A 21,049-nucleotide genomic window follows, 5' to 3' on the forward strand; every position below is an offset into this window, starting at 1 on the left:
ACAGCCCTTCTGTCAGCAACAACACTGCACGCGTAGGACAGGCACTCGGCAATGAGTATAGATAATCGTAAAAATATGACACCCCCATTTATCTGTGTCTTTAATAACAAAAAAAACCTCGAATAGGATTATCTATTCGAGGTTGATTAGTTCAACACTTATTCTAAGTTAAAACTCATATACTTCAAGTTGTTTCTCATCGAATACAACTTCAGCGTGTCCACTTGGTGCATCATAAGTGGCTTTAGCAACCACAGATGGATTAGATGGATATGTTCCATTAGCATATACTAACGACTTCCACTCTCCACCTGATTTCACAGTTAGAACTTTCCAATCGTTTTCAACTGTTGGTTCAACAAAAACAGGGCTTTGCATTACCGTAAACTTCGTTATTAATTTATAGTTTGAATCTAATAATAACATTGTACATCCTCCTGAACCACAGAAATAAGAACCTGATAAGCTTACAAAAGTCTCTTTCTTGCCATCGTTATTTAAGTCTATCGAATATAACTTAAACTGACGATCAGTTTCTGTCATTGCCTTTAAATCAGCATCTGTCAAAAGCTCATTCTTAATAAAATTACTTACTCCTAACACCACGTCTGATGCTAAAGCATCTGCCTTAGGTTCTTGAAACTCTATTACCTCTTCTAGAGGTTCGATAGTCTCTATCTTCTTTTCTTTCTTACACGAAGTCAATGCTAGTCCTCCACATAAAACAACTAGTATACTTAATCTTTTCATACCTTTTATAAAATCATTTAGATTGTACAAATATGGACAAAGAAGTTTGATTTGCCCTCATTAAAGTAACTTATTTTTAAGCGCTACTATTGCTTTTTTTCTTTCTAAAATAGTATGTAACAAAACACTGACAACAAACACCTTATACATCAATAGAATAATATAGACACGAAGATGTTATTTTAAGATTGGCTTTAATAACTCTAGAGCTCGTTTACCCTCTTCTTCTAACAGAATTACAGCAGGGGTCATCGAGAAATAACCTCCACCAAAACCAACTCTTACTTCGAATATTTGGAATCCAAAAACTCTACCTGATGGTGTGTAACGCAACGATAATCTAAATGCACAATCATCAGGCTCTGTTGGAATCTTCGATAATGTATCAAAATCCAACTGATGTAGATGCTCTGATACTTGGTTTATATACTCTCTTCTAAAGTGAATCTCTTTATACTTAAGTCTTTCGTCTGTCAATGGGCATCTCACTAAGACTAGGTACTTATGACCTAGCATTCCTAGCTTCTTCATATAAGTAAACAAATCATAATAATACTCTTCTTTCTTCGGATCCTTAGGGCCTACAATGATATTCTTATTCTCTTCCATAACTTTATTTTTTATTAACACTATTCAAAATTACCAAACAATTCAAACAATTACTTACACTAATCAAATATTTACACACCTAAACATAAAAAGTATCTAAAAAGTATATACCTAAGATTTGGAGGTATCAATATTTTTTATACATTTGACATACATAAGAATCTTAAGTATGAAAAAGCAACAACAATTATATAAAGGAAGTCTCAATGCCATCATTATGAAATTACTTGATCAGAATGGGCGAATGTATGGATATGAGATTACTCAAAAGGTTAAGGAAGTAACCGAAGGTGAGATGAGTTTAACAGAGGGGGCGCTCTACCCTGCCCTACATAAACTAGAGGCTGACGGTTTCTTAGATGTAGAACTAGAACGTGTAGACGGCAGAGTCCGCAAGTACTATAAGTTAACAGAATCAGGAGTGAAAGAAACTACTTCTAAAATGGAAGAGCTTGAAAGCTTTATCCGCAATATGCAGAACATAGTTAACCCTAAGTTAGCTTAACCTACTAAAAACTAAATGCTATGAAAACACTAACTATCGACCAACAGAATCTAATTATTGCAGAAATAGCAAGATACAATATTCGCTTCAACAATATTAAAGATGAATTAACTGACCACATCTTTTGTGAAATAGAAGAATTATGTAATACAGAACATAGCTTTGAACAGGCCTTTATCATAGTGTTTGATAAGTGGCACATTCTCTTAAATCCTAGAAAGGACTTAAAATACAAAAATGTTCCTTCTTTTATATCCAATACTTGGTATAATAGTGATGATAACAGATGGAGGATTGCAGGATGTATTACAATGCTTTTTTTTATATTAAACTTAGTTATCTTAAAATTAGATAATATAACACAAACAGTTAGCTTTCTTTCAATTAGCTTCATAGGATTTGTTTTATCTATTCTTCTATTAATAAAGAACCGTAAAAGACATAATTATAGAGCTTCTTTTTTAAACCTAAAAGCTACGATATCTGGAAGTATATTATTGTTATTTACACTCATACTTGGTCTCAAAGCATATAGACTTATAAATAATGATTTTAATATAGGAGATTTTGATATACTATCATTAATTGCATTTTATCATTTTATCAACGTTACATTGTTACTCAGGGATAATAATAAATATCGCGTAAAACAGTTTGCTTAAAAGAATTAGCTATGAAAACACTATCTTCTGACCATGTAAAACAAATAGAGGATATCTTAACCAACAGATATAATATCAAGTATCAAGATACCCGTGAGGAAATACTTGACCACATCGCCTGTGAAGTAGAGGAGCTGATGAATGGGGGAGCATACTTTAGTGAAGCTCTAGATGAAATCTTTAAAAAATGGCATCCTAGATTACTACTTGAATACTTTGGGATTTATAAAGGTATTCCTAAGTTTATAGCTCAGCCTATAGGTAAACTTATTAATCAACCTAATTGGGCTACATACCTCTTGACTTTTATTGTATCTGTTGGATTCACAGTTTTTTTAAGCATCCTTGAAATAAATGCTTTGACAGCTTTTGTGTCAATACTAACAATTACCGTATTAGTGACAACAATTTCACTGTATAATACTAGAAAACTAAAAGGATATTACTTAGATATATACAAACGATTATTAGTTATGGAAATCAGCTTAAGTGTTCTTTTATTTGTTCTGATGACCTTTTTAGATGACTTACTACAGTTAAACTATAAAAGTATAGATACTGTAGTTATGTATCACTTTAGTATTACTTGGTTTCATATCTATTTATTCAGAAACTTAATAAAAAAAGGTCAATTAAGTCCATCTTAACTCCTAACTAATAACACTAATTATGAAAACACTAACTACCGACCAAATAAAACAAATAGAGGACTTTCTAATCTCTCAATATAATATCAAGTATCAAGACACACGTGATGAAGTACTTGATCATATCGCCTGTGAGGTGGAAGAGTTAATGAATGAGGGTGCATACTTTAGTGAAGCGTTTAAATTAACGATAGCTAAGTGGCACAGTCAATTAAAACCTTCATTACTACTAATGAAGAAAACGCCTAGACTTATAGTAAATACATTTATCAGACAAGATGTAAAAGCGTTAACAGGATTTTTCTGTATAACTGCATTAGGTGTGATTAGTACTTATTCTTTCCTATCAAATTATATTTCACTAATATTTCTTGCGTTCTTACTTTCTGCTTCTAATATTATGTTATATGGTGTTACGAAATATGCTAAAACAAAAGTAGTTAACTATAAAACGGATTATTGTAAAGAACAAATAACTGTATTAAGTTGGTTTAGCTTCTTCTTAATTGATGTGATGGTATTCATTCTTTATATAGATGTACATCCAAATGCTTTAGTCTATGTGAACCCTTTAATGTTATTCTTTGCGTTATTTATGAGTTGTGCAATTGGATATTTCATTGTGAAACTCCAAAAGGAATACACTAAAGCCTCATCTTCAATACAACAATTATGAAAACACTATCTACTGACCAAATAAAACAAATAGAAGACTTTCTAATCTCTCAATATAACATCAAGTATCAAGACACACGTGATGAAATACTTGATCATATCGCCTGTGAAATGGAGGAGTTAATGAATGAGAGGGCTGAGTATGAGACTGCTTTTAAAAAGACGTTTAATAAATGGCATAATGAACTACGCCCTCATCTATGGATTAGATATAATAATATTCCTAGATTCTTAGCTAAACAGTGGTTTTGGAAAGATAGTTTAAGTTTCTTTATCTTAATTTCATTAGGCTTTAGTACTCCATACTTACTTAAGTATACTATATCAGAATATAACCTTGCTAATGCTCTTGCCTCTACTTTTAGTCTATTGGGGGTACTTTTAGGAGGTTTCGTTTATCTAAGTAATTATAAAAACAAAGGTTACAGAATTAATCTCCTAAAAAGAGAGTCTCTATCGTATGGAGGAATATGCTTATTTTACTATATCCTGTTTTTAAGTGGTGATGTTACTTATAAGTTATTAGGACTCCCATTAGTAGCGACATTAATACAAATATACTATTTCATAGAGACTCTTAAAACACAACGTAATACATCTAGAGTATGACAACACTAACCACTGAACAGATACAAGCACTACACTCTTTCGTCAGAAAGCACTATGTGGAGTATTATGACATCGAAGTAGAACTAGTCGATCACTTAGCCAATGGAATAGAGAGTCAGTGGGCTGAGGATAATACTGTTGACTTTGAGATAGCATTAGACAGAGAGTTTAAGAAGTTTGGTGTATACGGATTTAGTGATGTGGTGAATCACAAGGAGAAGTCCTTATATAATCATTATACCACACTAATCTTTAAAGAAGTACTTCACTTCCTTCATTGGCCTAAAATAATATTAACAGCAGGCTTATACTATGTACTATACCTGATGATTGATTATTTGTCATTAAGCTTTGATAGAAGAGATGTTGTTTCTACTATTATGTTAGTATCCATACTATTATCTTTAATTTATCTTATAATCGAAGTAATCAAGGTAAAAAGACTCAATAAGCTTTCTAGTAAGAAATGGTTAATGGATAGAGCGCGTTTATCTATTCTAAGCTTACCTATAACTGGCTTCTATGTCTTTTACTACCTAATAAGTTTTATCTCTAAGTATTCTATTATACTAGCCACTGCTAGTATTCTGACAACAATCTTGTGGCTATATATTACCCATTTCGTGATATCACCTCAACTAAAAATAGAGAAAGAAAGTATTAAAAGTAAACTATTAACAATCTAATCATTACTTTACTCATGATAGCATTTATAACTAAACTCGTAGTGCATCTATTGGACTTACTTCTGCACTGGATATAACCATATCCCCCATACAAGTATGGTAGTTTTACAGAAAAAAACTACTTTTGCAAAAAATAAATCAGACAGATGAATATCAAATTACTTGCAATCGGTAAAACAGACAGTAAACCTCTAATAACATTAATGGATGAGTATATGAAACGCTTGTCTTTTTATGTGAAGTTTGACTTAGAAGTTATTCCCGATATCAAGAATGCAAAGAATATGTCTGAAGAGCAACAGAAACTAAAAGAGGGTGAACTAATCTTGTCTAAAATAGGTCCTACTGACCAATTAATCTTACTAGACGACAAGGGGAAAGAGTTCACTAGTATAGGCTTTGCAGATGAGTTACAAAAGAAGATGAACTCAGGTATCAAGACCTTGGTATTCGTTATCGGGGGACCTTATGGCTTCTCAGATGACGTATACAAAAATGCAAAAGGGAAAATATCATTATCTAGAATGACATTCTCCCATCAGATGATTCGTTTATTTATTATAGAGCAAATCTATAGAGGATTTACTATCCTACGCAATGAGCCTTATCACCACGAATAGATTTTTGGTTAACAGTTTACGGTGAACGGTTGACAGTTGGTAGAGACGATTACTTTACGTGTCACAGAATCACGAAACAACGACTTAACGACATCACAAAAAAACAACGTCACTAATAAATCAAGTCTGTCTTTAAGAACTTATCTGCTACTTCTTTTTCGATTAAGAAGATACGAGTTTGTAGATAAGTTTCGTATGTAAGGTCTTTATTCACTCCTAACTGTAGACTATCCTTATCCTTTATTGCTTCTAATAAGTGGTCTTTTGTTACAGCCTTTCCTTCTACTAAGAAGTTATTAGCATCTTTAAGATATACTACTTTATCTTGTGTAGTTGGCCCTACGAATCCGTAGTCAAAACCTTTAATAGGGAATAGAGACAAGTGTTTATGTAAGGTATCAGCATAGCTAAGATATACCCCCTTCTCATCTCTGTGCATATTATCCTCAGCGTATTTGTGATCTTTGATACGCTTAATCTCTTGTAATACTTCTTTTACATTAAGATCACGTTGTATAGATACGATATAATTCGTACCCGCTATTCTATTTGCTTCATTGATGTTTATAGCCTTCCCATCTTCTCCTGTTTCAAAGTAAATAGGTGAATGATCATCCACTCCTTCTTCCACAATAAAAGCTGCACGACTTAACTGCATCTCTTTTTTATTACAACTTGCTAATAACAGGATAGCAGGAATTAATAATAATACTTTTTTCATATACTCAATTGTTTTACTATTTCTCTTGTTTGTACTGCCTCTTTCACATCGTGAACTCTTAGGATATGTGCTCCTTTAGTTAGAGCGACAGTATTTAATACTGTTGTTCCATTCAATGCTTCTTGAGGTGTAATGTCAAATAACTTATATATCATCGACTTTCTAGATATACCTACTAAAATAGGCAATTCAAAAGAAGATAACAACTCCATTTTTCCCATTAGTTCATAATTCTGTTCTAAGGTCTTCGCAAACCCAAAGCCTGGATCTAATATTAGGTCATTTATCTTGTACTCTCTAGCTTTTGCTATTCGCTCTGAGAAGTACACATTCACTTCTTTCACTAAGTCAGTATAGTCAGTCATCGATTGCATTGTCTGAGGATTTCCTCTCATATGCATCATAATATAAGGCACCTGAAGTTCTCCGATAGTTGGCAACATCTGTTCGTCTAGATGTCCTGCTGCGATATCATTAATAATCGATGCACCCGCCTCTACTGTGGCACGAGCTACACCTGCCCTAAAAGTATCTATGGATAAATGCCTCTTAGGAAACTCTTTTTGTAGTAACTCAATGATAGGCACGATACGCTCTATCTCTTCCTGCTCAGTCACGTACTCTGCACTGGGCTTACTAGAGTAAGCCCCTACATCTATAAAGTCTGCCCCATCTTTTATCATTTGCTCTGCGTGGCCTAAAAAAGCACTATCTGTCTTATACTGTCCGCCATCAAAAAAAGAATTAGGTGTTATATTCAGTATTCCCATTATTTTAGGTGTACTCAAATCAATTAATTCTCCCTTACAATTTATTGTCATTGTGTGCAATGCGTTACTTTTTTACGTAGTTTTATACTATTAATTACATCAAAAATACTTCAACCCCTTTCAAAGGGTTAGTATTATTAGTATTTTTGAGAAATTATTACACAAATATAAACTAAATGAATACGACTTCTACTCAATTCGACCAAGTAATTGCGATATGCAGAGATTTATATACTAAGAAAATGAAAGACTACGGATGTGCTTGGCGCATACTGAGATTACCTTCATTGACTGACCAAATATTTATTAAAGCACAACGCCTAAGAAGTATTCAAGAAAACGAAGTACGCAAAGTAGATGAAGGTGAAATACCTGAATTTATCGGTATCGTAAACTACTGTATTATGGCGCTTATCAACCTAGAAATAGGAGTAGCTAGTCAACCTGATTTATCTGCTGAAGATGCTACTGCTCTTTATGACAAAAAAGTAGCTGAAACGAAACAACTGATGGAAGATAAGAATCACGACTACGGTGAGGCTTGGCGTGATATGCGTGTAAGTTCTTTAACCGATTTGATCTTACAGAAACTACTTCGCGTTAAACAAATAGAAAATAACCAAGGCAAAACTATCGTATCTGAAGGAATAGCAGCTAACTACCAAGATATGCTGAACTATTCTGTATTCGCATTGATACACTTAGACTTGCCTAACCAATAAAACCACCATACTAACACAATCAAATTATTATGAAAATAATAGCTCAATTATCTAGAATCTTTGTAGGAGTATTATTTATCCTATCTGGTTTAGTCAAACTAAATGACCCGATGGGGTTCTCTTATAAGCTAGAAGAGTATTTCTCAGAAGCAGTTCTTAATCTTCCTTTCTTTGCACCGTATGCAGTAAGTTTAGCTGTGATATTAGTCATTGCTGAAGTTATTCTAGGGGTAGCATTGTTACTTGGATATATGAGAAAGTTGACATTGGGACTGTTATTCTTAATGATTGTGTTCTTTACATTCCTTACCTTCTACTCTGCTTACTTTAATAAAGTGACAGACTGTGGATGTTTTGGAGATGCAGTACCATTAACGCCTTGGGGTTCTTTTACGAAAGATATTGTACTTTTAATCTTGATTCTTATCATTATGAAGTATAATCAAGTGATTAAACCGATATTCTCGTCTAAAGTGAATGGTATTATCTTATTAGCTTCTTTAGTACTATGTAGTTTTATGGGATACTGGGTACTAAATCACCTTCCTCTTAAAGACTTTAGAGTATATAAAATAGGTACTAATATTCCGAATGGAATGGATATACCTGAAGATGCAGCACGTGCTGTATATGATATCACATTCTACTATGATGTAAATGGAGAAGAACGCAAGTTCTCAGATAAAGAATTAACTAAACTTCCTGAAGGTGCTAAATACCTTAGAAGAGAAGAAAAACTCGTATCAGAAGGATACCAACCTCCGATACATGACTTAACAATGGATAAAGATGGTGAAGATCACTTATCAATGATGATGGGAGAGCCTAAGCTAGTAATGCTTATCTCGTATGACTTAAATAGAGCAGACGAAGCTGGTCTAGAAGCGATGAGAGACTTTGCTAATAAAGCGATCGTGAAAGGATATGTAGTAGCAGGTATGACAGCATCAAGTCCTGATCTTATCCAACAAGTAATCAAAAAGCACAAACTACCTTTTGAATATTACACTTGTGATGGGACTACACTTAAGACTATCGAACGTGGTAACCCTAGTATCGTAGTGATAGAGAGTGGTGTCATCGTAGATAAAAAACACTGGAACGACAGAGAATCTGTAAACTTAAAATAAGAACAACTACCCTTGTTAAGTTACTTTTTAAAAAAACTATTATACGCTTTCTTCACTTTATTTGGTGTAGTTACGGTAGTGTTCTTTTTGTTTAACGTCCTGCCTGGCGATCCTGCTAGAATGATGCTTGACCAAAATGAGAATTCAGAACAACTACTGGCTATCAAAAAGAAGTATGGCTTTGACCAACCAAAAGGAAGACAGTATCTCTTATATCTAAACGATTTATCTCCTCTCTCTGTACATAGTCAGACAGCAGGCGATTATAGCTATAACACAGAGAATAAATATACAGGTACAGTGTTATTTAGCATTAGCAACTATAATCTAATGCTAAAAACACCTTACCTAAGAGAAAGCTTTCAGAAGAGTGGTAAGAAAGTAAGTACTATACTTGCTGAGACCTTACCCAACACAATACTTCTAGCAACTTTAGCTATCTGTATAGCCCTATTCGTAGGGGTGTTTTTAGGGATTATATCAGCCTTGTTTAAGAACACTTGGCTTGATAAGACTATTGCTATTATCAGTACATTCGGGATGAGTATCCCTTCTTTTTTTAGTGCTATTCTATTTGCTTGGATATTCGGGTATATCTTACACAGTTATACAGGGCTATCGATGACAGGGAGTCTCTATGAAGTAGATGACTTCGGCGAAGGAAGACACTTAGTACTTAAGAATGCGATACTGCCATCTGTAGTACTCGGTATTAGACCGCTAGCTGTAGTAATCCAATTAATGAGAAATACGCTCTTAGAAGTCCTTAATCAAGATTATATACGCACTGCTAAGGCTAAAGGGTTGAGTACTCCACAGATTATCTATAAGCACGCGTTAAAGAACTCTTTAAATCCCGTAGTTACAGCCTTATCAGGCTGGTTCGCTTCTATGCTCGCAGGGGCAGTATTCGTAGAGTATATCTTCGGATGGAATGGATTGGGTAAAGAGATAGTTGATGCGTTAAATACGTTAGACTTACCTGTTATTATGGGAGCTGTACTTATTATCTCTTCTTCTTTCGTAATCATTACTATTTTAGTAGATTTGATATACGCTTATCTAGACCCTAGAATCAAGTTAAATTAAAACAATAAAACAGAAATATAACCTATGAAAAAAATACTTATCGCCATCGCTCTTGTAGCTGTATCATTTGCTTCTTGTAAAGAAGAAACACAAAAAACAGAAGAAGTTACAACTACTCTAGCTGACGAAACTACTGCTACACCTGAGGTAGAGCAAGTAAAAGATACAACTGCTTTCGCTCAAAGAGCTTTAGAACAAGAGTTCGCTGAATTAGATGGTAAAGCCATTACGTTACAACAAATCCTTGAGCAACAAAAAGGAAAAGCTATTGTTATTGATGTTTGGGCTGCTTGGTGTCCTGACTGTATCAAAGCGGTACCTACAATGAAAGAAATCAAAAAAGAGTTTCCTAATGTAGTTTTCGTAAACCTTTCTTTAGATAAAACAGAAGAAGCGTGGAAAGAAGCAATAGAGAAATACGGTATAGAAGGACTACAATACTACTCTAAAGAAGGAAAAGGAATGAAAGGTGACTTCGGTAAGTCATTAGACTTAAACTGGATCCCTCGTTATATCGTAGTTGATAAAGAAGGAAAGATAGCATACTATAATGCTACTGAAAAGAACTTCGACCAAATTAAAGACTTACTTAAAAAAATTCAATAATATGAGACATTCAATCGTTGCAGGTAACTGGAAGATGCATAAGACTTATGCAGAGACACACACTCTATTAGACGAGTTAATCGAAAAATTACCTTCTGGAAAAGAAGTTGAAGTTATCGTAGCTCCAACTTTTGTGAACTTAGCTAGTGCTGTAGCTCATTTAGAAGGAACTAATGTACAAGTAGCAGCTCAGAATATGCACCAAGCGGAAGGCGGAGCTTTCACAGGTGAGATATCTGCTCAGATGCTTACGGCTATCGGAGTAGAGACTGTTATCATCGGACACTCTGAGAGAAGACATTTCTTTAACGAAACTGACGCTGTATTAGCTGATAAAGTAAATACTGCTTTACGTCATAATATGCGCGTAATCTACTGTATCGGTGAAGAACTTAAAGATAGAGAGAACAAACAGTTCTTAAACGTTATCTTTAACCAACTAAGAGATGGTCTATTCCACCTTACGAAAGAACAGTGGAGTAATATTGTTATCGCGTACGAACCTGTATGGGCTATCGGAACAGGGATGACTGCTTCTCCTGAACAAGCACAAGAGATTCACGCATTTATCCGTCAAGAAATTGACAGAAAATACGACAAGTCTGTAGCTGAGAATACTTCTATCCTATACGGAGGAAGTGTAAAACCTAGTAATGCACAAGAGATATTCTCTAAACCTGATGTAGACGGTGGTCTTATCGGTGGTGCCGCTCTAGTAGCTGATGACTTCATCGCTATCGTAAACGCTGCTAACTAATAGCAATTATAATATATCTAAAGGCTTTAAGTGATTACTTAAGGCCTTTTTTTTATTTACAAAAAAACAACAAACATAACTGAATACCAAATAGTTATTATTTGAAAGTAAACAAATTATTTATACATTTGCAATATGTTAGTTACAAGAAACGATATTACTTTTTTAAATAACTTATCAAAAGCAAATGACTTCATTGCAATAGATACAATACCTGAGAACTTTATTACTGAGTTTCAATGGTATTTCTTTGGGAAGACTTTTGTAGAAAAAGATGGTGAGTTATTCGCATATCCACACGACATAAAAGAGTGGGTAAGATATATGTATGCCAAGTAAGCTAACAATTCAATCCACTAAATAGCCTCCCTCCTTCCTTATAGTACTTTTACAACTTATTTAAACAGGTTCTAAATAATTATCATACCTTTGTATTCTATTAAATGATATACAAATGACTAATACTAACGAAATTATCACGTACAGCCAGTCTCCTAAAGCTTTAGGTGGTATTTATGTAAAAGATCATACCCATATAGATCAGAAGAAGTCTATCATTAACCATACACATAGAGATGATTATTACGTAATATCTATTATTACTAATGGAGAGATGAGAATGGACTGTGAGATGGAGACATTCACTGCCTTACGCAATAACATACTTATCGTCAAACCTCATCAAATACACAACGTTAGACATATTAGTGATGACTTTAGAGGATATCTATTAGGTATACAAGAGTATAGAATACCTAACGACATCAATGATCTACTATACACACTACCTGAGAGTCAACAACTTCTAAACATAAAAGAAGACGAGATGGATATGCTCGCTACTACTTTTGAATTAATGAAGAAACATACCGCTACAGATAGCCAACACAAGATGCAGATCATCAATGGTCTGTTCTCAACAGCACTGTATAGCATCTGCTCTCAGACTACACATACGCAACCAGTAAAAGAATTGGGTACACAGTCTCAACCCACTGTAATCACAGGTAACTTTAAACGTCTAATCACACATCAGACGCACTTAAACCTGCCATCTTACTTTGCAAATGAGTTGAACATAACCACCGCTCACCTTAATGATTGTGTAAAGAAAACAACAGGACATACCGTGAGTTATTGGCTAAAGAAATCTATTCTAGATGAAGCTAAACGCCTACTTTATTATACCAACAAACCAGTTAAAGAGATTGCTTTTAACCTTGGTTTTGAAGATCATACCTATTTCTCACGTATGTTTAAAAAACTAACTTATCAGACTCCTTTACAATTTAGAGATACAGTGCGAGCTTAAGTCTTTTTGTGAGGTTGTTTTTTTGTGAGGTTGTTTTTTTGTGGAGTTGTTTTTTTGTGATGGCGTGATGTTGTGATGTTGTAGGGGCGAATTGCAATTCGCCCCTACAGTTCCTCGTTTCCTATTTCAATATTATCTAAGTACATTATGCCTGAAAGGCAAACATTCTTAATTCTTAATTCCTAATTCTTAATTTAAGCCGAAGGCGCCTTCCCTCTATTTATCCAATCATCTCCTATTAAAGTTTTATTATTTAGAATCAGTTTATCTAGACCTTTGTTTTAAATAAAAATGATATGCCGAAGATACCAAAACTAATAGGAACGATCGTAAAGACTGCTTGGAGCAAGATGTTTATCACAGTTACAGTCACTCAAAAAGAACAAATAAGTACTGAACTACTGAGAATACGCTTTGAAGCAAACCTATCTAATTCAAAATATGAGATAGGACAGGCGATATTAATGCAGATATCAGATACAGAATATAGAAACTATACACCTAGTGCTTTTAATAAAGAAGAAGGATACTTCGATGTGCTCTTTCATCAGAAAGCAAAAGGTCCGGGAACAACCTTTTTTAGAGAAGTAGCCATCGGGGCACAACTAACGTCTAGCCTACCAAGAGGTCAGAATGTCTATGATGAAAACACCTATTACCATTTTTTCTATGGTGATGATACTTGTATCGGTTTTTGCCAAGCCTTACAAGAAGAAATGAAAAAAAACAATCACAAACTAGAGGGTATACTTGAGTTGAGTGATAATGCCATAACATATGCCAACGACTATTTACCTTATATGGAATACATCGAGAAATCAGATGATAAAGAAGTATATCCTGCAGTAGATTATCTAGGATCTATAGATACTTATCGCTGGAATAAGATTATGCACGGACAATTTTACCTTATGGGTAATAGTAAAAGTATACAGAAGTTTAGAAAGGCACTTAGAGCAAAAGGAGTGTCTGCTAATAATATTATCACACAGCCTTTTTGGGCGGAAGGAAAAGTTGGACTATAAAAAATATGCAAACTAAACCAATAAACAACTGTCACAGAGAATAGACTATATCAGTTTATTCTCTGTCGCTATTTTTACTAGCTCAAACATATTTTTTGCTTTGAACTTTTGCAGTAGATTTCTTCTATGAGTTTCTACAGTAATCACAGATATAAATAACATATCTGCTATTTCAGCAGATGTATGCCCATTAGATACAGCCTGTAGTACTTGTTTTTCACGTTTTGTTAATCGAGGTAATTCTAAGGAATGAGACAGTTGTGTTAGCATGATCTCTTGTACTTTTTTACTCAATGCCAATTCTCCAACTATAGCGCGTTCCACACAGTCTACAATTTCTTTAGAATCTGCATTTTTAAGAATATACCCATTTCCACCATTCTCTAAGAAACGAAAGATTATACTTCGTTCTTCTTGATTGCTAATACCTAGTACCACTGTATCTTTTGACTTTTGCTTTATACTCTTACAAAAGTCTAAACCATTTCCATCATTCAAAATGATATCGAGTAATACCACATCTACTCTATTCTCATTTATAAAATCTAGTATAGCTTCTCCTCTCGTAAAGAGAAATATCTGATACTTACTATACCCCTGAAACAAGGATTTTAGCCCTTCTAATATCATAGGGTGATCATCTACTATTGCTAAAGTAATTATATCTTTATTACACATTACACTCTACATTTATCGTTGTTCCCTGTCCTTTTTGAGAATCTATCTCTACTGTACCACCTATTAATTGTATACGGTTTTTAATATTACTAATACCTAATCCATACACTACATCAGAGGTATCAAACCCAATACCATCGTCTTCTATAGTAAGACTTAGTACATCTTCATTCTGACTAATCTGTACAATCACATTATTCGCTTGCGCATACTTAATAACATTGCTTATTCCCTCTTGTGCTATGCGATACAATCCTAATTGGGTTTGAAAAGGAATAGTCTCTCCTATATTAAACGCTTCAAACTGAATGCACAGATGCTTATGGCTCATTGATTCACACAATTCTTTTACTGCTATTTCAAGCCCTAAATTCTTCAACGTCTCTGGCATCAGATTACGAGAAATGCGTCTCATCTCTGAGATAGACTTATCTATCTTATTTAATAACGGGTCTGACTGTTCTAATTCAAGAGACGAGATAGACATTCTAATATTAGCCAACATCCCTCCCATACTATCGTGCAAGTCTTGGGCAATGCGTTGTCTTTCTTGTTCTTCTCCTGTTAATACTGCCTGTGAAGCCTCATACTTACGCTTGTTCTCTAAATTCTGCAATTCTTGTTGATGACTAAGACTAATCTGCTTATTTAGCTTCTGTTGATTTCTATAATTCAAGTACGTTAAAAAAGCAATAACAACACTCAATACAAATCCAATCGCCAAAAAGAGAATACGCATATTCTTATTCTTTGCTAACAGAGCATCCTCTTTTTTCTCCTGCATCAACTGATTAATAGTTTGCTCCTTCTCTGTTGTATGATGTAATATCTCCAACTCATTCATCTTTTCTAACAACTTCTGTTGTTGTAGACTATCTCCTAATACACTTGACTCCTTCATCCATTGATATGCCTCTTTATAATCTCCCATCATTTCATTGACTGAAGCTAATTGGGTAAACGTTATCTTCCTGTTCATCGCCTCTTTACTCAGAATATTATTCTTTAATATCTGTTCTAATATAGTCTTTGCGCCTAAATAATCACGTTGCATCAAATAGACATTATACATCCTGAAATATAACATCTGTGTCAGCTTAGGCTGTTTCTTTTCCTTAGATAATTCTATTCCTTTTTTTAAAACCTCTAATGCAAGTGGATACTCTTGTCTAGTAGTATGATATAGTGCTAATTGATAATAATAATTAGGATACTGTCTAGAATCAGGATACTTTGATAAAAGTGCTGTAGCCTTATCTAAATAAATTTTAGCTGAGGAGCTATCTGCTTGATAACAATAATTACTTATTAAATTAAAATAGGTAATCAGATGTATCACTCCCTCTTTAGGTACATTAGCTAATACATCTAATGCCTTAAAGTGGTACTCTTCCGCTTTATCTAATTGTCCCACAGACATAAACGTCAGGCCTACTTGTGTATAGGCATATGCTAGATATAGTTTATTATCACTTTTCTCACTTAAAGGGATACATTGCTCTGTCAGTGTCTTTACTAATACTTCATACCCTTTATCTTCCACTTGAACATAAGCATAGTTATACCAACTTCTAATAAGTACATCCATATGATGTGTACTCTTTTGAAGTTCATTTATTGCCACTTCATAGTACTTCTTTGCCTTTTTTTTATCTCCTAAATTAGCATAGTGAACTCCTTGATAATATGCTATTACTCCTTTCTCTAAAAGTTCTGTATGTGTTGAGGACAAAGCTTTTTTTAAAGCTTGATTACTTTTTATACTATCTATCGGTGCATAAAATTCAGAGAGAAGAAGATAATTCTCTAAACTTATTTTTTCGTCTTTACTAGCATCTATTTGCTGTTGTATCTGTTTTAAATAACCTTCTTCATCTAGAGGCAATATTTGCTGAGCATAACTCCATTGGGTTAAAAAGATAAGGACAAAAAGTAAATACAAGTTCTTACACATGGGGGTAACTAATTAGAATACAAATATCATCATAAAAAATAAAGCATCATTATGCAACAAAAAAATAATGGTAAACCATTAGAAACAGATTCATTGTATTCCATTATTGTCATAAAATATCAATCTATAGATATTTGTATTTCACATATAAAACAAAACAAGACTTATGAAAAACCCAAAATTCAAAACTGCCCTTTTAGGTGTACTAACCTTATTGACATTAGGTCTATTTACTACAGGATGTAGTAGTGATGACAATAGTAGTGAACCATTTAAGCAAGAAAAAGACACGTATAAAATCACTGTTACGCTTGCTGATGTTGACCAAGATAGAGATTATGTATCAATCACTTTTGTAGGAGGTACTATCACTGGTAAAACAGATGTATGGAAAGTAAATGGTGTCGTAAAAACAAATGAAGCCGCTGCTAGTTTAAGCAAAAAAGACTTCGGTACAGGAGCGAAAACGTATGTTATCGAAACAACAGAACCTATTCACGCCCTTACTGGTAGTGTACAGATTATCAACTATGGAGCTGATCTACCATTTAACTATACAATAGAAAAAGCAGGAAAGGTACTTATTAGTGAAAAAGCTACTTTATCAGGTGATGGTAAAGACTTCACTAAACAATACACTTTCTAACCAACCACCACTATTATTTTAGACTAAAAATATACACATCGATTATTCTTAGTTGTCTTATGATGTGTATATAAAAACTAACCACTATAGACCCCAATCCTTAGTGGTTAATTTTATTTATAACCTTAAATCTACAGATAACGTTTAAACGAGAATAAATTGTAGTTACAGATTTAAGGTATAATATAAAGAAAGATATATAGTCCCCACAATTTCTCTTTATAGCCTCAACTACTTTTATACATTAACAGCGCTTCATACGGATCTCCTTTTAATCCTAACAACTGTGCAAAGGCAGGTTCTGTCTTTATTCCTGATTCTTTTAGCTTGATAACTTCTTGCCTAAACACCTCATCTTTAGCTTGTAATACAGTATGTTCTATCAGCATATGTCTATAGCCATTCTGTTGCTCGACGGCAATAGACTGAGCGAATAACTCTACAGGAAACTCTGCTATCGTAAAATTGACAACCACAGTAGGTATACTAGCAATAATCACCTCTGTTAACACATAGTCTTGCATAGAAGAAAAAGCTATTCCTACTACTTGAATAAACCCTTCCCTATCTTCAAAACAACAAGCAATATCTAAATCACTACTCTCTATCGCAATATCAATAGGAAAGGTTCCTATCAATACAGGATCAAAAAACTTAAGTGTATCCATTATACGATATTGTTCAAGTACCTCACCAATAATCTGTTGTACTACATTACCTTGTTTTAAATAAGTCAGGTTTCTAAAATCAATATTACTCATTTATCTATATAACTACTAATGTGCACTCATTTTAGAGAACACATTGATTACTACTACTCCTGCTATAATCAGCCCTAAACCTACTATCGCAGGCAAATCTGGTTTCTGATTATACAGCACGATAGCCACCAAAGTTACTAATACTATTCCTACCCCAGACCATATCGCATACGCCACTCCAACAGGGATACTGCGCAAAGTCAAACTCAAACAATAAAACGCAGCCGCATACATCACAATAGTCAATACACTAGGCCACAACTTCGTAAACTCATTAGATGCCTTTAAGGCACTTGTCCCCACTACTTCACAGCAAATCGCTATGAACAAAAAGATGAAATTCTTCATATATCACACTAATATTAGGGTACAAAAATAGCCCTCATTTGAGGGCTACTATTTTGATATATATCAAATTCGTCTTATTCTGCTTAATGTCTCTTGCGAAATACCTAAGTAAGAGGCGATGTTGCCAAGAGGGATGCGATGTACATCACTTCCTAAGTCTTTTATTAATCGATGATAACGCTCTGTAGCAGACATCGTCTGTAACTGAAAAGCCCTATCCTCCAACTGCAAACAATAGTCTTCTGTCGCTCTCCTCAAAATTAGATTGAGCTCAGGATACTCTTTGTAAAAGCGAAACAATACTTGATTGGGAATAGCATATACCACACAGTCTTCCATACATTGGATATACTCCAGAGATGCCTTGCTCTTATACATCTGATAAGTAGACCCCATAATCATTTGCTCAAAGGCAAACCACACATCTATCTCTTGATCATTATGCATATAGAACCCACGCACAAACCCTTCTTCTAAGACATATAGACTCCCCGAGAGTTGACCTTTCTTTAGTAGGTACTCCCCTTTTCTCTTATAAGTGATCTGAATATTTTTCTGTAGTGCATCTATACACATCGGAGATAAATACCCATATTGCTCGAATAATCTAATCAACATATTCATAGCGGTTCCTGATTATAGCTTATTGTTATACAAGTCTAATATACCAATAATTTGGCACACCTTCATCTAAAAATGTATCAACTACTTTCATACCTGCTTTTTCTAACACGTGTCTAGAGCCAGTATTCCCTACTTCTGAGCTAGCGTGTATAGGCAGTACAGTCAAATACTTATCCGCATACACCAAGCAAGCTTTTGCAGTTTCAGTAGCGTACCCTTTACCCCACGCGTCATAAATAAAGCGATACCCTATGTCTAAATATTCTGCTACCCCACCTGGGCCGTCCTTTAAATATTTAAATCCTGTCCAACCGATAAAAGTACTCGTTTCTTTCTCTATCACTGCCCATCTACCAATACCGAAATCCTCATATTGCTTTCTGATAAAACGTATTGTATCAAGAGCCTCTTCTTTACTTTGTATTGGTTTCTTACCTAAATACTCTTGTACACGTATATCGCTATCTAAGAGATACATCCCCTCTACATCCCCCTCTTCTAAGGGTCTGATTATTAATCTATCTGTCTCTATTATTTCTTTCATCTTCTTCTTGTTCTAATATCTTAATCACAAAACTTACACGCTCATCGACAGTCCCCGTAGGCACTTCTACTACCCTATAACCGTATTTTTGATACGTTATTTTCATTACTTCATAAGTATTAATAGCTATAGTCATATCCTGCTTTCGCTCTTTATCTTGGGTATAAATCTCTTCCCACGGCGGAAGGATAAACACAGTAGGCATATAATGGAGACTGGAGGCTAGCTGATGCTGTTCTTCACTCACATCAAGCCCTTCTAAAATGGCATATCCTATACTATCTATAATCCCTCTATCCCACAGCACTACTGTATCTGTAGTACATTGTCTATAATCAGCAATAGACTGCCCCAACATCGCTTCATAAAACAACTGTCTATTCGCCCAAGGCAACACTTCACTATCCTTTGCTTGTTCACGTTGGATAATTGCCCTGCCTACCTCAGCCATTACAGTATATCCTTTAGCCTGCAAAGCATTGAGAAGTGTAGTCTTTCCACTACCTGGTCCTCCCGTAAATATATAAAATGGCGGTATTTTCATTTGTTTTTGGTTCACTGCTAACAGTAATTGGTTTTAGGCTGTAAACTCGTTAACGCAGATTTATAAGCCTTGCTTAGCTACGATAGCATATACTAAAGGTGCTTTATCTCCGAACGGCGCGATCTGATACTTCTTAGGTGCTATCTCTACCACGTGATTAAAACACGGATAAGGTGAATAATTATGCTCTTCGAATGTAGCGATTTGCAATTGATTATTAACTATTCCCTGCACCACATCAGCGATACTGTGATTCCAATTGACGGTATTAAATTCCGATTCAGAAGATGTATCTGCATAGGTACCACTCTCTGTTTCTATGATAGCCTCTACATTAAAATAAGAATACTCTATCTTGGTAAAGTCATAATCATACATCCAAATCAAAGGATGAAACTCCACAAAAACAAACTTCCCACCTGGCTTGACAAACTTAGCGACTACCTCTCCCCATTTATTCATATCAGGTAGCCATCCGATCACGCCATAACTGGTATATACGATATCAAACTGCTCCTTTAATACCTCTGGAAGTTGATACACATCACTACAGATAAAACGTACATCTACACCTAACTGCTCTGCCACTTCTTGCCCTTTAGCGATCGCCTTATCAGACAAATCAACACCCGTTACTTCAGCTCCCATTCTCGCTAAAGAAATAGTATCCTGACCGAAATGGCACTGCAAGTGCAGAATCTTCTTCCCTCTAACATCCCCTAATAGATTCAACTCTATCTCGTTTAGAGACGTCTCCCCTGCTAAGAATTCTTTCATATTATAAAACTCAGAATCTACGTGTATCTCTACCTTCTCATTCCAAGTTTTCTTATTAACATCTATATAATTGTGCTCTGCATCCATCATCCTAATTCTTACGTTAGTTTTAAAGCACTAAAAATAGGTAATTCTACACATAGTTAACACATCTAAATACAGTATTTTACAAGAGACTAATGTCGCTAGTATAATAGCCTAGCTGTTTAGTAAAAATATATCAATTGCTCCCATTCACAATCCAAGTTGAAACTACAATAAAGACCGAAAACAAATTA

At 34.5% G+C, this 21,049-nt stretch carries 28 protein-coding genes; 16 read left to right on the forward strand and 12 right to left on the reverse strand.

Annotated features, from left to right (window positions below; genetic code table 11):
- Positions 1 to 168: 168 nt before the first annotated feature.
- Together CF599_RS06845 and CF599_RS06850 are read right to left on the reverse strand one after the other, a co-directional pair.
- Positions 169 to 750, reverse strand: a complete 582-nt coding sequence (locus CF599_RS06845) for a hypothetical protein (RefSeq protein ID WP_121965294.1) — start codon at positions 748 to 750, stop codon at positions 169 to 171.
- Between the two features lie 177 nt (positions 751 to 927).
- On the reverse strand, positions 928 to 1,359 hold the full coding sequence (locus CF599_RS06850; RefSeq protein ID WP_121965295.1) for a hypothetical protein: 432 nt from the start codon (positions 1,357 to 1,359) through the stop codon (positions 928 to 930).
- Between the two features lie 169 nt (positions 1,360 to 1,528).
- On the opposite strand from CF599_RS06850, the gene CF599_RS06855 reads away from it, so the two are divergent.
- From CF599_RS06855 to rlmH, 7 genes are all read left to right on the forward strand, one after another.
- Positions 1,529 to 1,864 carry a PadR family transcriptional regulator gene (locus CF599_RS06855; RefSeq protein ID WP_121965296.1) on the forward strand — a complete coding sequence of 112 codons (336 nt, stop codon included), beginning with the start codon at positions 1,529 to 1,531 and terminating at the stop codon, positions 1,862 to 1,864.
- A 20-nt stretch (positions 1,865 to 1,884) separates the two neighbouring features.
- Positions 1,885 to 2,526 carry a hypothetical protein gene (locus CF599_RS06860; RefSeq protein WP_121965297.1) on the forward strand — a complete coding sequence of 214 codons (642 nt, stop codon included), beginning with the start codon at positions 1,885 to 1,887 and terminating at the stop codon, positions 2,524 to 2,526.
- 11 nt (positions 2,527 to 2,537) lie between these two features.
- Positions 2,538 to 3,173, forward strand: a complete 636-nt coding sequence (locus tag CF599_RS06865) for a hypothetical protein (protein ID WP_121965298.1) — start codon at positions 2,538 to 2,540, stop codon at positions 3,171 to 3,173.
- 22 nt (positions 3,174 to 3,195) lie between these two features.
- Positions 3,196 to 3,849: a hypothetical protein gene (locus tag CF599_RS06870; RefSeq protein ID WP_121965299.1), complete on the forward strand. Its 654-nt coding sequence runs from the start codon at positions 3,196 to 3,198 to the stop codon at positions 3,847 to 3,849.
- Entirely contained in the window at positions 3,846 to 4,457 is a 612-nt protein-coding gene (locus CF599_RS06875; protein ID WP_121965300.1) for a hypothetical protein, read from the forward strand. Before CF599_RS06870 ends, CF599_RS06875 begins: the two co-directional genes overlap by 4 nt.
- Positions 4,454 to 5,143, forward strand: a complete 690-nt coding sequence (locus tag CF599_RS06880) for a hypothetical protein (RefSeq protein WP_121965301.1) — start codon at positions 4,454 to 4,456, stop codon at positions 5,141 to 5,143. Before CF599_RS06875 ends, CF599_RS06880 begins: the two co-directional genes overlap by 4 nt.
- 146 nt (positions 5,144 to 5,289) lie before the next feature.
- Positions 5,290 to 5,763 (forward strand): 23S rRNA (pseudouridine(1915)-N(3))-methyltransferase RlmH, encoded by a 474-nt coding sequence (rlmH, locus tag CF599_RS06885; protein WP_121965302.1) that lies wholly within the window; start codon positions 5,290 to 5,292, stop codon positions 5,761 to 5,763.
- A gap of 112 nt (positions 5,764 to 5,875) precedes the next feature.
- Here the strand turns inward: rlmH and CF599_RS06890 are convergent, their stop codons facing one another.
- On the reverse strand, positions 5,876 to 6,484 hold the full coding sequence (locus CF599_RS06890; RefSeq protein ID WP_121965303.1) for a hypothetical protein: 609 nt from the start codon (positions 6,482 to 6,484) through the stop codon (positions 5,876 to 5,878).
- Positions 6,481 to 7,305, reverse strand: a complete 825-nt coding sequence (folP, locus tag CF599_RS06895; RefSeq protein ID WP_121965304.1) for a dihydropteroate synthase — start codon at positions 7,303 to 7,305, stop codon at positions 6,481 to 6,483. The genes CF599_RS06890 and folP overlap by 4 nt, the downstream gene beginning before the upstream one ends.
- Before the next feature lie 125 nt (positions 7,306 to 7,430).
- On the opposite strand from folP, the gene CF599_RS06900 reads away from it, so the two are divergent.
- The 8 genes from CF599_RS06900 to CF599_RS06935 all read left to right on the forward strand — a co-directional run bounded on the left by CF599_RS06900 (position 7,431) and on the right by CF599_RS06935 (position 13,895).
- A complete protein-coding gene (locus CF599_RS06900; RefSeq protein ID WP_121965305.1) occupies positions 7,431 to 7,976 on the forward strand; it encodes a DUF1599 domain-containing protein in 546 nt (181 codons plus the stop codon).
- A gap of 29 nt (positions 7,977 to 8,005) precedes the next feature.
- A complete protein-coding gene (locus CF599_RS06905; protein WP_121965306.1) occupies positions 8,006 to 9,106 on the forward strand; it encodes a BT_3928 family protein in 1,101 nt (366 codons plus the stop codon).
- A 12-nt stretch (positions 9,107 to 9,118) separates the two neighbouring features.
- A complete protein-coding gene (locus tag CF599_RS06910; RefSeq protein WP_121965307.1) occupies positions 9,119 to 10,195 on the forward strand; it encodes an ABC transporter permease in 1,077 nt (358 codons plus the stop codon).
- Positions 10,196 to 10,219: 24 nt separating this feature from the next.
- A complete protein-coding gene (locus tag CF599_RS06915) occupies positions 10,220 to 10,801 on the forward strand; it encodes a TlpA disulfide reductase family protein (RefSeq protein WP_121965308.1) in 582 nt (193 codons plus the stop codon).
- Position 10,802: 1 nt separating this feature from the next.
- The gene (gene tpiA, locus CF599_RS06920) at positions 10,803 to 11,558 is read left to right on the forward strand and encodes a triose-phosphate isomerase (RefSeq protein WP_121965309.1); all 756 of its coding nucleotides are present in this window, start codon (positions 10,803 to 10,805) and stop codon (positions 11,556 to 11,558) included.
- 135 nt (positions 11,559 to 11,693) lie between these two features.
- The gene (locus tag CF599_RS06925) at positions 11,694 to 11,897 is read left to right on the forward strand and encodes a hypothetical protein (protein ID WP_121965310.1); all 204 of its coding nucleotides are present in this window, start codon (positions 11,694 to 11,696) and stop codon (positions 11,895 to 11,897) included.
- Between the two features lie 115 nt (positions 11,898 to 12,012).
- Positions 12,013 to 12,870, forward strand: coding sequence for an AraC family transcriptional regulator (locus tag CF599_RS06930; protein ID WP_121965311.1), 858 nt, complete (start codon positions 12,013 to 12,015; stop codon positions 12,868 to 12,870).
- Positions 12,871 to 13,166: 296 nt separating this feature from the next.
- The gene (locus CF599_RS06935) at positions 13,167 to 13,895 is read left to right on the forward strand and encodes an FAD-binding oxidoreductase (protein ID WP_121965312.1); all 729 of its coding nucleotides are present in this window, start codon (positions 13,167 to 13,169) and stop codon (positions 13,893 to 13,895) included.
- 45 nt (positions 13,896 to 13,940) lie between these two features.
- Here CF599_RS06935 and CF599_RS06940 read toward each other — a convergent pair whose 3' ends face one another.
- Both CF599_RS06940 and CF599_RS06945 read right to left on the reverse strand, forming a co-directional pair.
- On the reverse strand, positions 13,941 to 14,573 hold the full coding sequence (locus tag CF599_RS06940) for a response regulator transcription factor (protein WP_121965313.1): 633 nt from the start codon (positions 14,571 to 14,573) through the stop codon (positions 13,941 to 13,943).
- Positions 14,566 to 16,527, reverse strand: coding sequence for an ATP-binding protein (locus tag CF599_RS06945; RefSeq protein WP_121965314.1), 1,962 nt, complete (start codon positions 16,525 to 16,527; stop codon positions 14,566 to 14,568). The genes CF599_RS06940 and CF599_RS06945 overlap by 8 nt, the downstream gene beginning before the upstream one ends.
- 166 nt (positions 16,528 to 16,693) lie before the next feature.
- Between CF599_RS06945 and CF599_RS06950 the strand changes: the two genes are divergently transcribed.
- Positions 16,694 to 17,173: a hypothetical protein gene (locus CF599_RS06950; protein WP_121965315.1), complete on the forward strand. Its 480-nt coding sequence runs from the start codon at positions 16,694 to 16,696 to the stop codon at positions 17,171 to 17,173.
- 227 nt (positions 17,174 to 17,400) lie between these two features.
- Here the strand turns inward: CF599_RS06950 and CF599_RS06955 are convergent, their stop codons facing one another.
- The 6 genes from CF599_RS06955 to CF599_RS06980 form a co-directional block, all read right to left on the reverse strand.
- A complete protein-coding gene (locus CF599_RS06955) occupies positions 17,401 to 17,934 on the reverse strand; it encodes a DUF4269 domain-containing protein (protein ID WP_121965316.1) in 534 nt (177 codons plus the stop codon).
- A gap of 15 nt (positions 17,935 to 17,949) precedes the next feature.
- A complete protein-coding gene (locus CF599_RS06960; RefSeq protein WP_121965317.1) occupies positions 17,950 to 18,282 on the reverse strand; it encodes a multidrug efflux SMR transporter in 333 nt (110 codons plus the stop codon).
- A 63-nt stretch (positions 18,283 to 18,345) separates the two neighbouring features.
- Positions 18,346 to 18,906 (reverse strand): Crp/Fnr family transcriptional regulator, encoded by a 561-nt coding sequence (locus tag CF599_RS06965; protein ID WP_121965318.1) that lies wholly within the window; start codon positions 18,904 to 18,906, stop codon positions 18,346 to 18,348.
- A 25-nt stretch (positions 18,907 to 18,931) separates the two neighbouring features.
- Entirely contained in the window at positions 18,932 to 19,450 is a 519-nt protein-coding gene (locus tag CF599_RS06970; RefSeq protein ID WP_121965319.1) for a GNAT family N-acetyltransferase, read from the reverse strand.
- A complete protein-coding gene (locus CF599_RS06975; RefSeq protein WP_121965320.1) occupies positions 19,425 to 19,994 on the reverse strand; it encodes an AAA family ATPase in 570 nt (189 codons plus the stop codon). Before CF599_RS06975 ends, CF599_RS06970 begins: the two co-directional genes overlap by 26 nt.
- A 60-nt stretch (positions 19,995 to 20,054) precedes the next feature.
- Positions 20,055 to 20,858, reverse strand: a complete 804-nt coding sequence (locus tag CF599_RS06980) for a bifunctional 2-polyprenyl-6-hydroxyphenol methylase/3-demethylubiquinol 3-O-methyltransferase UbiG (RefSeq protein ID WP_121965321.1) — start codon at positions 20,856 to 20,858, stop codon at positions 20,055 to 20,057.
- Positions 20,859 to 21,049: the final 191 nt, after the last annotated feature.

The organism is Myroides sp. N17-2, assembly GCF_002286775.1.
GTDB lineage: Bacteria > Bacteroidota > Bacteroidia > Flavobacteriales > Flavobacteriaceae > Flavobacterium.

What these genes read in the sequence shown, in the direction of transcription:
- CF599_RS06950 (WP_121965315.1), top strand. Translation starts at nt 16,694, where the DNA reads ATGAAAAACCCAAAATTCAAAACTGCCCTTTTAGGTGTACTAACCTTA.
- CF599_RS06850 (WP_121965295.1), bottom strand. Translation starts at nt 1,359, where the DNA reads ATGGAAGAGAATAAGAATATCATTGTAGGCCCTAAGGATCCGAAGAAA.
- CF599_RS06960 (WP_121965317.1), bottom strand. Translation starts at nt 18,282, where the DNA reads ATGAAGAATTTCATCTTTTTGTTCATAGCGATTTGCTGTGAAGTAGTG.
- CF599_RS06930 (WP_121965311.1), top strand. Translation starts at nt 12,013, where the DNA reads ATGACTAATACTAACGAAATTATCACGTACAGCCAGTCTCCTAAAGCT.
- CF599_RS06855 (WP_121965296.1), top strand. Translation starts at nt 1,529, where the DNA reads ATGAAAAAGCAACAACAATTATATAAAGGAAGTCTCAATGCCATCATT.
- CF599_RS06870 (WP_121965299.1), top strand. Translation starts at nt 3,196, where the DNA reads ATGAAAACACTAACTACCGACCAAATAAAACAAATAGAGGACTTTCTA.
- CF599_RS06970 (WP_121965319.1), bottom strand. Translation starts at nt 19,450, where the DNA reads ATGAAAGAAATAATAGAGACAGATAGATTAATAATCAGACCCTTAGAA.
- CF599_RS06940 (WP_121965313.1), bottom strand. Translation starts at nt 14,573, where the DNA reads ATGTGTAATAAAGATATAATTACTTTAGCAATAGTAGATGATCACCCT.
- CF599_RS06980 (WP_121965321.1), bottom strand. Translation starts at nt 20,858, where the DNA reads ATGGATGCAGAGCACAATTATATAGATGTTAATAAGAAAACTTGGAAT.
- CF599_RS06935 (WP_121965312.1), top strand. Translation starts at nt 13,167, where the DNA reads ATGCCGAAGATACCAAAACTAATAGGAACGATCGTAAAGACTGCTTGG.
- CF599_RS06880 (WP_121965301.1), top strand. Translation starts at nt 4,454, where the DNA reads ATGACAACACTAACCACTGAACAGATACAAGCACTACACTCTTTCGTC.
- CF599_RS06860 (WP_121965297.1), top strand. Translation starts at nt 1,885, where the DNA reads ATGAAAACACTAACTATCGACCAACAGAATCTAATTATTGCAGAAATA.
- rlmH (WP_121965302.1), top strand. Translation starts at nt 5,290, where the DNA reads ATGAATATCAAATTACTTGCAATCGGTAAAACAGACAGTAAACCTCTA.
- tpiA (WP_121965309.1), top strand. Translation starts at nt 10,803, where the DNA reads ATGAGACATTCAATCGTTGCAGGTAACTGGAAGATGCATAAGACTTAT.
- folP (WP_121965304.1), bottom strand. Translation starts at nt 7,305, where the DNA reads ATGACAATAAATTGTAAGGGAGAATTAATTGATTTGAGTACACCTAAA.
- CF599_RS06975 (WP_121965320.1), bottom strand. Translation starts at nt 19,994, where the DNA reads ATGAAAATACCGCCATTTTATATATTTACGGGAGGACCAGGTAGTGGA.
- CF599_RS06965 (WP_121965318.1), bottom strand. Translation starts at nt 18,906, where the DNA reads ATGAATATGTTGATTAGATTATTCGAGCAATATGGGTATTTATCTCCG.
- CF599_RS06845 (WP_121965294.1), bottom strand. Translation starts at nt 750, where the DNA reads ATGAAAAGATTAAGTATACTAGTTGTTTTATGTGGAGGACTAGCATTG.
- CF599_RS06865 (WP_121965298.1), top strand. Translation starts at nt 2,538, where the DNA reads ATGAAAACACTATCTTCTGACCATGTAAAACAAATAGAGGATATCTTA.
- CF599_RS06925 (WP_121965310.1), top strand. Translation starts at nt 11,694, where the DNA reads ATGTTAGTTACAAGAAACGATATTACTTTTTTAAATAACTTATCAAAA.
- CF599_RS06875 (WP_121965300.1), top strand. Translation starts at nt 3,846, where the DNA reads ATGAAAACACTATCTACTGACCAAATAAAACAAATAGAAGACTTTCTA.
- CF599_RS06945 (WP_121965314.1), bottom strand. Translation starts at nt 16,527, where the DNA reads ATGTGTAAGAACTTGTATTTACTTTTTGTCCTTATCTTTTTAACCCAA.
- CF599_RS06900 (WP_121965305.1), top strand. Translation starts at nt 7,431, where the DNA reads ATGAATACGACTTCTACTCAATTCGACCAAGTAATTGCGATATGCAGA.
- CF599_RS06955 (WP_121965316.1), bottom strand. Translation starts at nt 17,934, where the DNA reads ATGAGTAATATTGATTTTAGAAACCTGACTTATTTAAAACAAGGTAAT.
- CF599_RS06890 (WP_121965303.1), bottom strand. Translation starts at nt 6,484, where the DNA reads ATGAAAAAAGTATTATTATTAATTCCTGCTATCCTGTTATTAGCAAGT.
- CF599_RS06905 (WP_121965306.1), top strand. Translation starts at nt 8,006, where the DNA reads ATGAAAATAATAGCTCAATTATCTAGAATCTTTGTAGGAGTATTATTT.
- CF599_RS06915 (WP_121965308.1), top strand. Translation starts at nt 10,220, where the DNA reads ATGAAAAAAATACTTATCGCCATCGCTCTTGTAGCTGTATCATTTGCT.